The following is a 15,853-nucleotide window of genomic DNA, read 5'->3' as shown; positions in this document are numbered from 1 at the left end:
ATCAGGAGAAGTAGCTCAGCAGCGAGTTAATCACCGTCCGTTGGTTTACCGCAGACAGGTTGTAGAACAGCGGTAAACGCAGCAGGCGTTCGCTCTCCTGGGTGGTATAACGATCTTCGCCGCAGAACTCGCCGAACTGTTCGCCAGCCGGGCAGCTATGTAGCGGAATGTAATGGAACACCGCCAGAATTTCTGCCTCTTTCAGCCAGTTAATCAGCGCCGCGCGGTCATCGTTATCCCGCAGCTTAATGTAAAACATATGCGCGTTTTGCCCGCAATCCGCCGGCACCGCCGGCAGATCGATACGGCCCGCGCGCGCCAGCGGCAGCAGCGCGTCATAATAATTTTGCCACAGCATCAGGCGCTGCTGGTTAATCCGCTCAGCGGCTTCAAGCTGCGCCCAGAGATAGGCGGCCTGCAGATCGGACATCAAATAGCTGGAACCGATATCGCGCCAGGTGTACTTATCCACCAGACCGCGGAAGAACTGGCTACGGTTAGTGCCTTTTTCGCGAATGATCTCCGCGCGTTCCACCAATTTAGGATCGTTGATAAGCGTTGCGCCGCCTTCACCACCAGCGGTGTAGTTTTTCGTCTCATGGAAGCTAAAGCAACCGATATGGCCGATGGTGCCCAGCGCGCGGCCCTTATAGGTGGACATCACGCCCTGCGCGGCGTCTTCCACCACGTACAGGTTATATTTGACGGCGAGCGCCATGATGGTGTCCATCTCACAGGCCACGCCCGCATAATGCACCGGCACGATCGCCCGGGTTTTATCGGTGATCGCCGCTTCTATCAACGACTCATCAATATTCATCGTATCGCGACGGATATCGACGAAGACGATTTTCGCCCCGCGCAGCACAAAGGCATTGGCGGTGGAAACAAAGGTATAGCTGGGCATGATGACTTCATCGCCCGGCTGAATATCCAGCAGCAGCGCCGCCATTTCCAGAGACGCGGTGCAGGATGGCGTCAGCAGCGCCTTCGCGGTGCCGAAGCGCTGTTCAAACCACTGCTGGCAGCGACGGGTAAAACCGCCGTCGCCGCAAAGCTTGCCGCTGTTCATCGCCGATTGCATGTAATCGAGCTCGGTTCCCACCACCGGCGGTGCGTTAAATGGAATCATCGTGTCACCTGTATAACCAGTACGCGGTGCTTTCCACATTCGCACCGCTGAGAATATAACGTTTAAGCGCGGCGGTGTTGCCCATTTGGGTCGCCACCCGCAGTGTAGAAAGCCCGCGTTGCGCCGCCCAGTGGCGCGCCGCCTGCATAAGCTCGGCGCCAGCGCCGCGCCCGGCCAACAGGCCGATACGCGCGTCGGTGTCATTGAGCTGACGCAAAGAAACAAATGCGCGGATGTCGCCATCGGACGCGCGAAATAACAGACACTGGTGATCAAAGGTTCCCAGTACCGCGTTTTCAATCCATTGCGCGTAGAAACGGCCGCTGGCGTCAGCGGCGTACCAGGGAGCGCGAAAACGGCTCATGGCAAAGGCCTGCGCCGCCAGTTCGCGCAGTCGCGCAATATCGCCTTCAACGGCCCATTCGGCGCCAGCATCAGCCGGCTCGCCTACCGGCAACGCCAGATCGACCTCGCCTTCCACCAGTTGAAAACCGATCTCCTGTAGCGCATCCAGCCGGGCGGTGTCGCTGGCGGCGACTTTCGCCTGCACTCGCGACCATCCTGCCAGGGCTTCAGCGGTGAGCAGCGGCGCGCGTTCGTCAAAGCGAACGATACCGCTATTAACGGCGAAGAAGCGGTTTTCCCACTCCAGCGCTTCAATATTGGCGCGGGCGGGCACGGAGGAGATCCAGCAAGTATTGGCCATAGCCGGTTTTTTCCAGCCGCTTCGCGGCGCGTTTGACGCCGTCATCATCAAGCCAGCCGTTACGCCAGGCTATTTCTTCCAGACAGGCGATTTTAAAGCCCTGCCGCTTCTCTACCGTCTGTACAAACATGCTGGCTTCAATCAGGCTATCGTGCGTGCCGGTATCCAGCCACGCAAAGCCGCGCCCAAGCAGCTCGACGGTTAACGCGCCATCCTCAAGATACATCTGGTTGATGGAGGTAATTTCCAGCTCGCCGCGCTCGGATGGTTTGACCCGTTTGGCGTATTCGGCCACTTTTCCATCGTAGAAATAAAGCCCGGTGACCGCCCAGTTCGACTTGGGTTGTTTCGGCTTTTCCTCCAGCGACAAGGCGCGGAAGTTGTCATCAAACTCCACTACGCCGAAGCGCTCAGGATCCATCACCTGATAGCCAAATACCGTCGCCCCTTCGGTGCGGGTTGCGACGCTACGCAGCTTAGGGCTAAAGCTCTGGCCAAAGAAGATATTATCGCCCAACACCAGGCACGCCGGTTCGCCGTTGAGAAACGTTTCCCCGATAATAAATGCCTGGGCTAAACCATCAGGCGTCGGCTGAACGGCATAATGCAATTGGATACCGAACTCGGAACCATCGCCGAGCAGGCGTTGGAAATCGCGCTGATCTTCCGGCGTGGTGATGATAAGGATTTCACGGATCCCGGCCAGCATTAACACCGACAGCGGGTAGTAAATCATCGGCTTGTCGTAAATCGGCAGCAGCTGTTTCGACACGCCGCGCGTGATGGGATGCAGGCGCGTACCGGAACCGCCTGCCAGAATAATACCTTTCATCATGCCCTCCTGGGCCAGTTAGCCGTGCAGCCCAAGACGCTCGCCCTGATAGCTACCGTCCTGAACCTGCCGCCACCATGCCTCATTTGCCAGATACCACTGGACGGTCTTGCGCATGCCGGAAGTAAAGGTCTCATCCGGCGTCCAGCCCAGCTCGCGTGCAATCTTCGCCGCATCAATCGCATAACGCAGATCGTGGCCCGGCCGGTCAGCAACGAAGGTTATCAAATCGCGATAGTGCGCCACGCCCTGTGGCTTTTGCGGCGCCAGCTCTTCGAGCAATTCGCAAATGGTTTCCACCACCTCGATGTTTTTGCGCTCGTTATGGCCGCCGATATTGTAAGTTTCGCCCGGTTCGCCACGGGTCGCCACCAGATACAGCGCTCTGGCGTGGTCTTCGACATACAGCCAGTCGCGAATTTGTTGGCCGTTACCGTAAACCGGTAGCGGTTTTCCCGCCAGCGCGTTGAGAATAATCAACGGGATCAGCTTCTCCGGGAAGTGATACGGGCCGTAGTTATTCGAGCAATTAGTGATAAGCGTCGGCAGGCCATAGGTACGCTGCCAGGCGCGTACCAGATGGTCGCTACTGGCTTTCGAGGCCGAATAGGGGCTGCTTGGCGCATAAGGCGTGGTCTCGGTAAAGAAATCATCGCTGCCGTGCAGATCGCCATACACTTCGTCCGTCGAGATATGATGGAAGCGAAACGCCGATTTTTGCTCCGCCGTCAGCGTATTCCACCAGCTGCGCGCGGCTTCCAGCAGCGTATAGGTACCGACGATATTGGTTTCGATGAACGCCGCCGGGCCATCGATGGAACGATCGACATGGCTTTCCGCCGCCAGATGCATCACCGTATCGGGTTGATGCTGGCGAAAGACGCGATCCAGCTCAGCCCGGTTACAGATATCCACCTGTTCAAAGGCAAAACGCGCATCCTGCGCCACCGGCGCCAGCGACATCAAATTGCCGGCGTAGGTCAGCTTATCCACGACCACGACGCGATCGGCGGTGTGCTGGATGATTTCACGCACTACCGCGGAGCCAATAAAGCCCGCGCCGCCGGTGACCAGAATCGTTCTCACCGCCACACTCCTTTGGTGTCGATGATATAGGCCTGAGCAACGCTATCGCCGCTAACGGCTTTAAACTCGTTGTGATCGACCAGCATCACCAGCACATCGGCGCTCGCCAGCGCGTCATCAAGTGTCGCCAGCGTACACAGGCCATCAAGTTTCTTCGGCAGCGCGTGAATGTTGGGCTCAACCACCTGCGTCGCGCCGCTGTGCCAGCGGGCGATCTGCGCGGCAATTTCCATCGCCGGGCTTTCACGTAGATCATCAATGTTAGGCTTAAAGGCCAGGCCGAAGCAGGCAATAGTCAGTTCGCTGGCGCGTTTATTGCTGGCATTCAGGCACTCGGCAACCTGTGCTTTCACCCGTTCGATAACCCATTCCGGCTTGTGGTCGTTTACCTCGCGCGCGGTGCGAATCAGACGCGCCTGCTGCGGGTTTTGCGCCACGATAAACCACGGATCGACGGCGATACAGTGGCCGCCGACGCCCGGACCCGGCTGCAGAATATTGACGCGCGGATGGCGGTTCGCCAGGCGGATCAGTTCCCAGACGTTGATCCCCTGATCGGCGCAAATCAGCGATAGTTCGTTAGCAAAGGCGATGTTGACGTCGCGGAAGCTGTTTTCCGTCAGCTTGCACATTTCCGCAGTGCGCGAGTTAGTCACTACGCATTCGCCTTCAAGGAAAATTTTATATAACTCACTGGCGCGCGCCGAACAGACCGGCGACATACCGCCAATTACGCGGTCGTTTTTGATGAGTTCAACCATCACCTGCCCCGGCAGCACGCGCTCCGGACAGTAGGCGATATTAACGTCGGCCGCCTCGCCCACCTGCTGTGGGAAGCTGAGATCGGGGCGCATCGCCGCCAGCCACTCGGCCATCTGTTCGGTCGAACCGACCGGCGAGGTGGATTCCAGGATCACCAATGCCCCTTTCTTCAGGGTCGGCGCAATAGATTTAGCGGCGGATTCGACAAAGGCCATATCTGGCTCATGTCCGCCTTTAAACGGCGTCGGGACGGCAATCAGGTAGGCGTCAGACTCCACCGGCACGGTGGTGGCGCTTAAATATCCCTGTTCAACCGCCGTTTTTACGACGCTCGCTAAATCCGGCTCGACGATATGAATCTCACCACGGTTAATGGTCTCTACGGCGTGTTGATTGATGTCCACGCCAACCACCCGCCGTTGCCGGGACGCAAATGCGGCAGCGGTTGGCAGACCAATGTATCCAAGGCCAATCACTGAAATGGTAGAAAAACTCATAGCGTTACCTGATTATTTTTAAGGGCGGATAAAATACGATCGCATGCCTGTCCATCGCCGTAAGGATTATGGGCCCGGCTCATCGCCTGCCAGGCGGCATCATCCTGCAGCAGCCGGGTGACTTCATCAACGATACGCTGTCTGTCGGTGCCGACCAGCCGCACGGTGCCGGCGGCGACCGCCTCCGGACGTTCCGTCATTTCGCGCATCACCAGTACCGGTTTACCCAGCGACGGCGCCTCTTCCTGAATCCCGCCGGAATCGGTCAGAATCAGCCACGCGCGATTCATCAGCCAGACAAACGGCAGGTAATCCTGCGGTTCAATTAATTTCACGTTGGCGACATGGCCGAGAATACGGTTAACCGGTTCACTGACATTCGGGTTCAGGTGTACCGGGTAAACAATCTGCACATCAGGATGATGGCTGGCGATATCCGCCAGCGCATGGCAAATGTGCTCGAAGCCGAGACCAAAGCTCTCGCGACGGTGGCCGGTCACCAGAATTAATTTCTTATCCGCTTCGAGGAACGGGTAGCGCTGCATCAGTTCATTGCGCAGCGCCTCATCGCCAAGGACACGATCGCGAACCCAAAACAGCGCATCGATCACCGTATTACCGGTGACGGTAATACGTTCTGCGTCAATATTTTCCCGCAGCAGGTTATCGCGCGAGGTGGCGGTCGGGGCAAAATGGTACATCGCCAGGCGCCCGGTCAGCGTGCGGTTGCCCTCTTCCGGCCACGGCGAGTTCAGATCGCCGGTACGCAGGCCCGCTTCTACGTGGCCCACCGGGATACGCTGATAAAACGCCGCCAGACTGGCCGCCATCGTCGTCGTGGTATCGCCATGTACCAGCACCACGTCCGGCTTAAACGACTCCAGTACCGGCTTTAAACCTTGCAGAATACGGCAGGTAATCTCGGTTAATCCCTGCCCCGGCTGCATAATGTTCAGATCGTAGTCCGGCGTAATCGAAAACAGTTTCAACACCTGATCGAGCATCTCCCGATGCTGCGCGGTTACGCAAACCTTTGCCTCAAAATGAGGATCCTTTGCCAGCGCATGGACCAGCGGCGCCATCTTGATGGCTTCTGGTCTCGTGCCAAATACAGTTAGTACTTTCACATCGATTCTCTTCGATTAGGTGATGATGGCGCGGAGCCTTCATCACAGGCCCCATTCACTGGACACGACGACGTGCTAACGCCACGCCTGCGCCGATGAGCGCGCCCACAATCCCCCACATGATCATCAGAAATACGCGCCGCGGGCTATCGCGTTTTACAGGTTCTTCCGGCGTACGCAAATATCTGTAAGTCTGAAAACGTGGATCCAGCGTCGGGCCAACGTTTAGCGTGTTCAGCATGGCGCGGTTCTGGTCATAGTCGAGATCGTATTCCGGCCCTACGGCCTGCAGATTTTCGAGGCGCGCCTGCAGCATCGGCCGGCCAAGTAAGAAGAGTTCGGAGGCCGGCAGCTGTTCCGCCGGAACATCGGTCTCGCTGCGGGAAATGTTATGCTGCTGGGCGATTTTCAACGCCTGCTCGACGCTCTGCACGCGGCGGTTGAAGATCTCGCTTGCCACCTCTTCCTGACGCTTCACCTGCGCTTTCATCTGTACGGTACGCGCCGCCCAGGCGCCCTTCAGCTCATCATTAAGATGACCGGCGGCACGCTGACTGGCGAAAGCGACGTACTGACGCAGCAGATTATTGGCATCTGGCGCGGTCTCCGCCGTCAGCTTGATGCTGTCATTGACGCTTTTCAGCGGGTCGCCCGGGATAAACTGAATATCGTTGATCAGATCGTCAAGCATCGCGGCATCCGCGCGCGCGTTGCCTGACTGACGCTGCTTGTAGTAGTCGGTCTGCAGCCAGAAGTCACGGCGGGTATCCCATGACGCCTGTTGCATAATAAACTCTTTGTATGCCTCATCCATGGCGGAAGGTTGGTCTACCGAAGCCAAATCGGCTTTGATATCCAGGTTACGTAAGAACTGCTGTTGCGAATAGTATCCACCCAGCATATTGACGGTCGGCCGGTCGGTAATTGCCGTCGCGCTCCACTCCTGGCGAGCAAAAAAGGAATAAATAAGAACGATCAGCGCGAATAGCACGGCGATGCCGACTATCCAGCCTTTTCCTGCCCATAAGGCGCGAAACAGCCCGCGAATATCCAGTTCGTTCTCAACGTTCACTGCTTGTGCTCCCGGTAATGGTTGAGTCATCACGTCCCCAGTTTTACTTGGTTAAATTTGGATTATTGCCGCTGTGTCGCCGAATTCTGCGTCTAATGCGCTTAACCAGACGCGCCACTTTCCATGCGCGCTTAATGCAGTAGCCATAAAGTAAAAAAGCAAACAAAAAGAGTATTAACATCACCCATTCAGGAACAATACGGGTGTATTCCGCCACTACGCCGACCAGCGCCAATAAAGCGGCAGCCAGCGTAATCAGGACAAAGGCCTGCCGGGAAGTAAACCCGGCACGCATGATCAAATGATGAATATGCTGACGGTCTGGCGAGAATGGGCTCATCCCCTTTCTCAGGCGGCGATACATAATCGCCACCATATCCATCAATGGAATCGCAATAATCCACAGCGCCGTCACCGGGCTGATGGGATGCGTTTTGCCCTGCGTCGTTTCCAGCAGGATCCAGATAATGGTGAAGCCAATCATGGTGCTGCCGGCATCACCCATAAACACTTTATAGCGACGTCCAAGCGCGCCGAGATTAAGTAAAATATAGGGCAGAATGGCGGCAATCATCGCAAAACACCACATTGCCAGGCTGTACTGGCCGTCAAACCACAGGATGATGCCGGTTGCGGCAAAGGAGACGGACGATAACCCGCCGAGCAGTCCGTCAATGCCATCTACCATATTGAAGGCGTTGATTGCCGCCCAAACGGCGAAAAGGGTGAGGAAAAAACCAAATGGGCCGAGGACTAACTCCCACGAACCGAAAATATAGCCGAGACTGCTGAGATGCAGATTACCCGCCGTCATCATGATAACGGCTATCGCGGCCTGAATAACCGCACGAATTTTTACGCTGATATCAAATCGGTCATCTAATGCGCCGACCAACACCAGCACGCCCGCGCAGGCCAGATACAGCGTGGCATGAGGGATATAATAATCGGCAATCGCAAAGGTAAAACAAATACCGGCATAAACTGAGATACCACCAACTAACGGAATCAAACCTTGATGCCGTTTCCGATAGTTTGGCTTATCCACTAACCCAATTTTTTTCGCTGCTTTACGGGCAACAAATATAAAGAGGGTCGTGAATAAGAAAACACTGATTAATTCAGTAATAGCAGTGAGTAAATTCACAACACATGTGCTCTCAGCATAGTTAATCCGGGGAGTATAACGATGATGTCTCCACTCCTGAAGGGGAAAAGCAGAACATTACAAATTTATTGTATATATTTTAGACTGTTAAAGTCCTTTCTGCCTTACCCGCCGCGCATATCATACGGCAACGCTAGCGGCGCTTTTCCCGCCTGGATCATACAAAGCTACAAAACAAAACGCCACGCAATCGCGTGGCGTTTTTTCGGCGTATTCCGTCTTACGAACGCTTCATCATATCGAAGAAGTCGTCGTTAGTTTTGGTCATCGCCAGCTTATTAATGAGGAACTCCATTGCGTCGATTTCACCCATTGGATGGATGATTTTGCGCAGGATCCACATTTTCTGCAGCTCTTCCTGGGTGGTCAGCAGCTCTTCTTTACGGGTACCGGAACGGTTGTAGTCGATAGCCGGGAAGACGCGTTTTTCCGCAATCTTACGGGAGAGGTGCAGTTCCATGTTACCGGTGCCTTTGAACTCTTCGTAGATAACTTCATCCATTTTAGAGCCGGTATCGATAAGCGCGGTAGCGATAATGGTCAGGCTGCCGCCCTCTTCCACGTTACGCGCCGCACCGAAGAAGCGCTTCGGACGATGCAGGGCGTTGGCGTCCACACCACCGGTCAGTACTTTACCGGAAGCCGGAACCACGGTGTTGTAGGCACGGGCCAGACGGGTGATGGAGTCGAGCAGGATGATAACGTCTTTTTTGTGCTCAACCAGACGTTTCGCTTTCTCGATAACCATTTCGGCAACCTGCACGTGGCGAGATGCGGGTTCGTCAAAGGTAGAAGCAACAACTTCGCCTTTAACCAGACGCTGCATCTCGGTTACTTCTTCCGGGCGTTCGTCGATAAGCAACACCATCAGCACGCAGTCAGGATGGTTGTACGCGATGCTCTGCGCGATGTTCTGCAGCAGCATGGTTTTACCGGCTTTCGGCGGCGCGACGATCAGGCCACGCTGGCCGCGACCAATCGGCGATGCCAGATCCAGTACGCGAGCGGTTAAGTCTTCGGTAGAACCATTACCACGCTCCATACGCAGGCGCGAATTCGCGTGCAGCGGCGTTAAGTTCTCGAACAGAATCTTATTACGCGCGTTTTCCGGCTTGTCGTAGTTAACTTCGTTAACTTTCAGCAGCGCGAAGTAACGTTCACCCTCTTTAGGAGGACGAATCTTACCGGAAATGGTGTCACCAGTGCGGAGGTTGAAGCGGCGGATTTGGCTGGGGGATACGTAGATGTCGTCTGGACCGGCGAGGTAGGAGCTGTCTGCTGAGCGGAGGAATCCAAATCCATCCTGCAGTATCTCCAGTACGCCATCGCCAAAGATATCTTCGCCACTCTTTGAATGCTGCTTAAGGATGGCAAAAATAATATCCTGCTTACGCATACGAGCCAGGTTTTCCAGCCCCATATTTTCGCCGAGAGTAATCAGCTCAGAAACCGGCGTATTCTTTAATTCGGTAAGATTCATAGTGGTGTGGGTTCTTAAACTCGGGGTAAATCTCGAACTTAATGTTGTGAATGGTATGGCAGGAACATCCATGCCTGTTAGCGGCTTCATCTCGTGTCTGTACGTTGCCTGGTCACAGGAAAGAACGCAGAACTGAAACGACAAGACGGAATGAGTGATAAGCCCAGAATTATTAGCCTCACGCGCATAGTCTGCGGGACGCTTTGGGTAAAACAAGATTCAAACAATAGGTATGTTTAAAACGAAGTCTGGAATTAACTTAGCACGACTCAGGCCGGGCGTCCAGAGTTCCACAAAAAATAGGAATCCGGACGCCGGAATGGCAAACCGATTACGCCAGGTTGGCGTCGAGGAACTCTTTCAGTTGGCCTTTGGACAGCGCGCCGACTTTGGTCGCCGCGACTTCGCCGTTCTTGAACAGCAGCAGCGTCGGGATGCCGCGGATGCCGTACTTCGGCGCCGTGCCCGGGTTCTGATCGATGTTCAGTTTAGCCACGGTCAGTTTGCCTTGATACTCTTCAGCGATCTCATCCAGAATCGGGGCGATCATTTTGCACGGACCACACCACTCTGCCCAGAAATCGACGAGGGTCAGCCCGTCAGCCTTGAGTACGTCCGTGTCAAAACTGTCGTCAGTCAGGTGAATAATTTTATCGCTCATATATAACTCCACAGGAATAAGCCTGGTGTGTTGGTGTCGCAGTCATCAACGACGTGTTGATGCTACGTTATGCACGCTATTCTTCAGGATGCCTCTTTTATAAGCTACCTGCGGAAATGGATCCACCATGGACCACCACCGCCGATGCTTAAGCGCACTGTCTGCAAATCTACCTGCGGCAGATTTACCGCCCCCGTTGCGCTTAGTAGTCTAAGCTTTCCGGGATCCGTTCAGTAGCCGGAGACGCACCTTGAATAATTTCGTATATCGCCAACGAAAGGTTGACGTTATTTCACCGGATACGCTTTCTTAATGCAATAGTTAGCTGATATTCTACCACACTATGAGCAAAACACATTTGACAGAACAGAAGTTTTCCGACTTCGCCCTGCACCCGGCAGTTGTCGAAGCCCTTGAAAAAAAAGGGTTTCATAATTGCACACCCATTCAGGCTCTCGCCCTTCCGCTAACGCTGGAAGGTCGCGATGTCGCCGGGCAGGCGCAAACCGGTACCGGTAAAACGATGGCGTTTCTGACGTCAACGTTTCATTATCTTCTCTCTCACCCGGCCATCGCAGACCGCCAGGTTAACCAACCGCGCGCGCTGATCATGGCGCCGACGCGCGAGCTGGCGGTGCAGATTCACGCAGACGCCGAACCGCTGGCGCAGGCAACGGGCCTGAAACTGGGCCTGGCTTATGGCGGCGACGGCTACGATAAACAGCTGAAAGTGCTGGAAAGCGGCGTCGATATTCTGATCGGCACCACCGGTCGCCTGATCGATTACGCCAAACAAAACCATATTAACCTCGGCGCCATTCAGGTTGTCGTGCTGGACGAAGCCGATCGCATGTACGATCTCGGCTTTATTAAAGATATCCGCTGGCTATTCCGCCGCATGCCGCCAGCCACTCAGCGCCTGAACATGCTGTTCTCCGCTACGCTGTCTTATCGCGTACGCGAACTGGCGTTCGAACAGATGAACAACGCCGAGTACGTTGAAGTCGAACCGGAACAGAAAACCGGCCACCGTATTAAAGAAGAGCTGTTCTACCCTTCCAACGACGAAAAAATGCGCCTGCTGCAGACGCTGCTGGAAGAAGAGTGGCCCGACCGCGCTATCGTTTTCGCCAACACCAAGCATCGCTGCGAAGATATCTGGGGCCATCTGGCCGCAGACGGACATCGCGTCGGCCTGCTGACCGGCGACGTAGCGCAGAAAAAACGCCTGCGTATTCTCGAAGAGTTCACCCGCGGCGATCTCGATATTCTGGTTGCAACCGACGTAGCCGCTCGCGGCCTGCATATCCCAGCCGTCACCCATGTCTTTAACTATGACCTGCCGGATGACTGCGAAGACTATGTCCACCGTATCGGCCGTACCGGCCGCGCGGGCGCCAGCGGGCATTCTATTAGCCTGGCCTGCGAAGAGTACGCGCTGAACCTGCCGGCAATCGAAACCTATATCGGCCATTCGATCCCAGTCAGCAAGTACAATCCGGACGCGCTCATGACCGACTTACCTAAGCCGTTGCGTTTGACGCGCACCCGCCCAGGTAATGGCCCGCGCCGTAACGGCCCGCCACGTAATCGTCGTCGTTCAGGTTAACATCTATGCCATACGCGAAATCTTTCAGGATGCGCCATGGAGATAATCCCAGGCAATGCGTTCAGGTAAGTGGAATGGGCAACGACGCCCAGTCGACACAGGAGCGGCCTGAAAGATGAAGAGTATGAGTTCCACCTCGCTGTATGCCGCCATCGACCTTGGCTCCAATAGTTTTCATATGTTGGTGGTGCGCGAGGTGGCCGGCAGTATTCAAACGCTGAGCCGCATTAAGCGCAAGGTGCGTCTGGCCGCTGGCCTGAATAGCGATAATGCGCTCTCCGCGGAAGCGATGGAGCGCGGCTGGCAGTGCTTACGCCTGTTTGCCGAGCGTTTGCAGGATATTCCTTCAGCGCAAATTCGCGTCGTCGCCACCGCCACCCTGCGGCTGGCGGTCAACGCCGGCGAGTTTCTGGCGAAAGCGCAGGAAATCCTCGGTTGCCCCGTCCAGGTGATTAGCGGTGAAGAAGAAGCCCGCCTGATCTACCAGGGTGTAGCCCATACCACCGGCGGCGCCGATCAGCGCCTGGTGGTGGATATCGGCGGCGCCAGCACCGAACTGGTGACCGGCACCGGCGCGCAAACCACTTCTCTGTTCAGCCTGTCGATGGGTTGCGTCACCTGGCTTGAACGCTACTTCGCCGACCGTAGCCTGACTAAAGAAAACTTCGATCTCGCTGAAGCGGCGGCGCGCGATGTGCTGCGTCCGATCGCTGATGTCCTGCGCTACCACGGCTGGAAAGTGTGCGTTGGCGCCTCAGGCACCGTGCAGGCGCTGCAGGAAATCATGATGGCGCAGGGAATGGATGAACGCATCACCCTCAGCAAACTGCAGCAGCTTAGGCAGCGCGCTATCCAGTGCGGTCGGCTTGAAGAGCTGGAAATCGAAGGGCTGACGCTCGAACGCGCACTGGTTTTTCCGAGCGGCCTGGCCATTCTGATTGCTATCTTTAGCGAACTGAATATTCAGTGCATGACGCTGGCAGGCGGCGCATTACGCGAAGGGCTGGTCTACGGCATGCTGCACCTTTCCATCGATCAGGATATTCGTAGCCGCACGCTGCGTAATATTCAGCGACGTTTTATGATCGATACCGAGCAGGCGCAACGGGTAGCGAATCTGGCCACCCATCTGGTGGATCAACTGGACAGCGGCTGGGAGCTGGATCCGCTAAGCCGCGATTTACTCGTCAGCGCCTGCGCGCTGCATGAAATTGGCCTGAGCGTCGATTTCAAACGCGCGCCGCAGCACGCTGCCTATCTGGTCAATAACCTCGACCTGCCCGGTTTTACCCCGGCGCAAAAGAAGCTCATCGCCACGCTGCTGCTCAACCAGACTAACGCCATCGATCTTTCTTCGCTCCATCAGCAAAACGCGGTACCGCCGCGCGTTGCCGAACATCTGTGTCGCCTGCTGCGACTGGCGATTCTGTTTGCCAGCCGCCGGCGCGACGATCTCCTGCCAACCATCCAGCTTACCGCCGACGACGAAAAACTGACGCTGACGCTGCCGGATGACTGGCTGGAAGAACACCCGCTGGGCCGGGAAATGGTCGAGCAAGAGTGCCAGTGGCAAAGTTATGTCCACTGGGCGCTGCTGATCGACGACGACGCGGCGAGGTAATTTCCGGCCAGGAGGGCGCATGCGGGAAGAACTGGATTTCAAATCACTACGCTTTTTCTCCGCGCTCTACCGATTGGGGAATGTCTCTCCGGCGGCGGAAGCGCTCGATATCAGCCAGCCAACCGGTAGCCTGCTGCTAAAAAAGCTACGCGAGCACTTTGACGACCCGCTGTTTGTGCGCGTTGGTCAACGAATGGCGCCAACGCCGCGCGCGGACGCTATCGCCCCCACCATTTTTACTCTGCTGCAAATGGTCGATACCGATTTGGCGGCTAAGCCGGAATTTATTCCGCAGGAGAGCAACCGTAACTTCACCATCGGCATGACCGATATCAGCCAGATGACGCTTCTTCCTTTGCTGCAAAGCCAGCTCCAGCGGCTGGAAGCCAGCGACATCACTTTTACGGTGCTGAATATTGACGATCAAACGCTTAGCGCGCTGGAATCCGGGAAATGCGATTTGGCGATCGGATATCTTACCCAGTTGCCGGATAGCGTCTATCAGCAGCACTTGTTCGATCAATCGTATGTGTGTCTGGCAGCGGAAAATCACCCGCGCATTCGTCATCGGTTCAGCGCCGAAGACTGGCGTCAGGAAAAGCACCTTGCGGTTCGCGTCAACGGCACCGCCCACGGCGACATTGATAAACTACTGGCGGAACACAGTATGCCGCGGCGCATCGCATTGACGCTGCCCAGCTTTTTAGGCGCGGGCGAGCTGGTTGCCGGCAGCGAGATGCTGGCGGTGGTGCCAGAACAGCTGGCGCGCCATATCACCAGACGTTACCCCTGCCGCAGCTGGCCACTGCCTTTCTCACTGGCTAACATCGCGATTCGCCAGGTCTGGCACCAGCGCCTGCACCGCGATCCCGGGCATATCTGGCTGCGCACGCAGATTGTAGCCCTTGCCGCCTCAGGTGGTTCTATTAACATTTAAATCATCAAAGAATCGGCTGTATTAGTATTCCTGATACGCCGTATTCTATTTGGTTTATTGCTGTCAATACGTCAAACATTTTAATCTCCTCGCATCAGTTCATATCGACCGAATAAATAGAGGAACCTATCATGCGCGGAAAAATCGCTTTAGAAGAACATGTATCTACTCCTGAAAATAATCGTTTGTGGGATTCGACCGGCGAAGCTAATCGTAACGGTAGCGAATATATGCAAGACGTTGAACGCCGTCTGCTTGACCGCAGCATTCAGCTCGAAGAGATGGCGCAACGTAATATTGACCACGTCATTCTTTCTCTGACTTCGCCCGGCGCGCAATCTATTTTAGATAAAGCTAAAGCGGTCTCTTTCGCTCGCGACACTAATGATTTTATTGTTGATAATTATGTAAAACCGAATCCAGATAAATTTAGCGCGTTCGCCACGCTGGCGTTACAAAACCCGGAAGCAGCGGCGGAAGAGCTGGAGCGCGCGGTGAAAAAACTGGGCATGAAAGGCGCGCTGATTAACGGCTATACCAACGTCAAAGATAACGAACATGGCCTGTATCTTGATGATGAATCCATGTTGGTATTCTGGGATAAAGTTAACGAGCTAAACGTGCCGGTGTACCTGCATCCGCGTGAACCGCTGGAAGGCCCGGCGCGCGGGATTTATACCGGTTACGAAAGCCTGATCGGTTCCGCCTGGGGCTTTGCGCAGGAAACCGCCGTTCACGCTATTCGCCTGATGATGAGCGGCCTGTTCGACCGTTATCCGAATCTTAACCTGGTGCTGGGACACCTCGGTGAAGGGCTGGTACACATGCTGCCGCGCACTCAGCATCGCCTCTATCGTCAGCGTTTCGGCTGCGGTTTGGGTAAGGCGGAAAAACCGTTAATGCACTATCTGCAAAATAACTTTATTGTCACCACCAGCGGTCATTTTAATACTCACTCGCTAAATAATGCGATTGAAGTAATGGGTGCCGATCGCGTGATGTTCTCCGTAGATTACCCTTATGAAGATATTCATCAGGCCTGCGACTGGTTTGAACCGTTAGAAATGGATGAAGGGCTGAAAGAAAAAATAGCCTGGGGCAATGCCAGCCGCGTATTTAATATCAAATAATAAAAAATAAATCGACAGGGCCTGTTCTCAGGC

15 protein-coding genes are annotated in these 15,853 nt (G+C 55.3%); 4 read left to right on the top strand and 11 right to left on the bottom strand.

Annotated features, from left to right (window positions below; all coding sequences use genetic code 11):
• Window position 1 precedes the first annotated feature (1 nt).
• The 11 genes from rffA to trxA all read right to left on the bottom strand — a co-directional run bounded on the left by rffA (window position 2) and on the right by trxA (window position 10,523).
• Complete coding sequence (gene rffA / locus PGR09_RS23045; RefSeq protein WP_380378897.1) at window positions 2-1,132, bottom strand: dTDP-4-amino-4,6-dideoxygalactose transaminase; 1,131 nt, start codon at window positions 1,130-1,132, stop codon at window positions 2-4.
• A gap of 4 nt (window positions 1,133-1,136) precedes the next feature.
• Window positions 1,137-1,811: a dTDP-4-amino-4,6-dideoxy-D-galactose acyltransferase gene (rffC, locus tag PGR09_RS23040; RefSeq protein ID WP_047045688.1), complete on the bottom strand. Its 675-nt coding sequence runs from the start codon at window positions 1,809-1,811 to the stop codon at window positions 1,137-1,139.
• Window positions 1,789-2,670, bottom strand: coding sequence for a glucose-1-phosphate thymidylyltransferase RfbA (gene rfbA / locus PGR09_RS23035; protein WP_411326014.1), 882 nt, complete (start codon window positions 2,668-2,670; stop codon window positions 1,789-1,791). Before rfbA ends, rffC begins: the two co-directional genes overlap by 23 nt.
• 18 nt (window positions 2,671-2,688) lie before the next feature.
• Window positions 2,689-3,756, bottom strand: coding sequence for a dTDP-glucose 4,6-dehydratase (gene rffG / locus PGR09_RS23030; protein ID WP_047045685.1), 1,068 nt, complete (start codon window positions 3,754-3,756; stop codon window positions 2,689-2,691).
• The gene (gene wecC, locus PGR09_RS23025) at window positions 3,753-5,015 is read right to left on the bottom strand and encodes a UDP-N-acetyl-D-mannosamine dehydrogenase (RefSeq protein ID WP_045395557.1); all 1,263 of its coding nucleotides are present in this window, start codon (window positions 5,013-5,015) and stop codon (window positions 3,753-3,755) included. Before wecC ends, rffG begins: the two co-directional genes overlap by 4 nt.
• Window positions 5,012-6,142, bottom strand: a complete 1,131-nt coding sequence (gene wecB / locus PGR09_RS23020) for a non-hydrolyzing UDP-N-acetylglucosamine 2-epimerase (protein WP_072048022.1) — start codon at window positions 6,140-6,142, stop codon at window positions 5,012-5,014. Before wecB ends, wecC begins: the two co-directional genes overlap by 4 nt.
• 55 nt (window positions 6,143-6,197) lie before the next feature.
• Entirely contained in the window at window positions 6,198-7,244 is a 1,047-nt protein-coding gene (gene wzzE, locus PGR09_RS23015; RefSeq protein WP_430916548.1) for an ECA polysaccharide chain length modulation protein, read from the bottom strand.
• Window positions 7,245-7,257: 13 nt separating this feature from the next.
• Window positions 7,258-8,361: a UDP-N-acetylglucosamine--undecaprenyl-phosphate N-acetylglucosaminephosphotransferase gene (gene wecA / locus PGR09_RS23010; protein WP_015368885.1), complete on the bottom strand. Its 1,104-nt coding sequence runs from the start codon at window positions 8,359-8,361 to the stop codon at window positions 7,258-7,260.
• Window positions 8,362-8,602: 241 nt separating this feature from the next.
• Window positions 8,603-9,862 (bottom strand): transcription termination factor Rho, encoded by a 1,260-nt coding sequence (gene rho / locus PGR09_RS23005; RefSeq protein WP_002883293.1) that lies wholly within the window; start codon window positions 9,860-9,862, stop codon window positions 8,603-8,605.
• Between the two features lie 86 nt (window positions 9,863-9,948).
• Complete coding sequence (locus PGR09_RS23000) at window positions 9,949-10,050, bottom strand: rho operon leader peptide (protein ID WP_131631697.1); 102 nt, start codon at window positions 10,048-10,050, stop codon at window positions 9,949-9,951.
• Between the two features lie 143 nt (window positions 10,051-10,193).
• The gene (trxA, locus tag PGR09_RS22995; RefSeq protein WP_002883224.1) at window positions 10,194-10,523 is read right to left on the bottom strand and encodes a thioredoxin TrxA; all 330 of its coding nucleotides are present in this window, start codon (window positions 10,521-10,523) and stop codon (window positions 10,194-10,196) included.
• Window positions 10,524-10,866: 343 nt separating this feature from the next.
• On the opposite strand from trxA, the gene rhlB reads away from it, so the two are divergent.
• From rhlB to PGR09_RS22975, 4 genes are all read left to right on the top strand, one after another.
• Window positions 10,867-12,132 (top strand): ATP-dependent RNA helicase RhlB, encoded by a 1,266-nt coding sequence (gene rhlB / locus PGR09_RS22990; protein ID WP_015368886.1) that lies wholly within the window; start codon window positions 10,867-10,869, stop codon window positions 12,130-12,132.
• A gap of 115 nt (window positions 12,133-12,247) precedes the next feature.
• Window positions 12,248-13,753, top strand: a complete 1,506-nt coding sequence (gene gppA, locus PGR09_RS22985; protein WP_430916547.1) for a guanosine-5'-triphosphate,3'-diphosphate diphosphatase — start codon at window positions 12,248-12,250, stop codon at window positions 13,751-13,753.
• A gap of 19 nt (window positions 13,754-13,772) precedes the next feature.
• Window positions 13,773-14,690: a LysR family transcriptional regulator gene (locus tag PGR09_RS22980; protein WP_047066620.1), complete on the top strand. Its 918-nt coding sequence runs from the start codon at window positions 13,773-13,775 to the stop codon at window positions 14,688-14,690.
• A 131-nt stretch (window positions 14,691-14,821) separates the two neighbouring features.
• Window positions 14,822-15,820 (top strand): amidohydrolase family protein, encoded by a 999-nt coding sequence (locus PGR09_RS22975; RefSeq protein WP_430916546.1) that lies wholly within the window; start codon window positions 14,822-14,824, stop codon window positions 15,818-15,820.
• Window positions 15,821-15,853: the final 33 nt, after the last annotated feature.

The sequence above is a fragment of the Klebsiella sp. 141251 genome, assembly GCF_050600725.1.
Taxonomy (GTDB): Bacteria; Pseudomonadota; Gammaproteobacteria; order Enterobacterales; family Enterobacteriaceae; genus Klebsiella; species Klebsiella aerogenes.
This window is presented reverse-complemented; position numbering and strand designations above follow the sequence as displayed.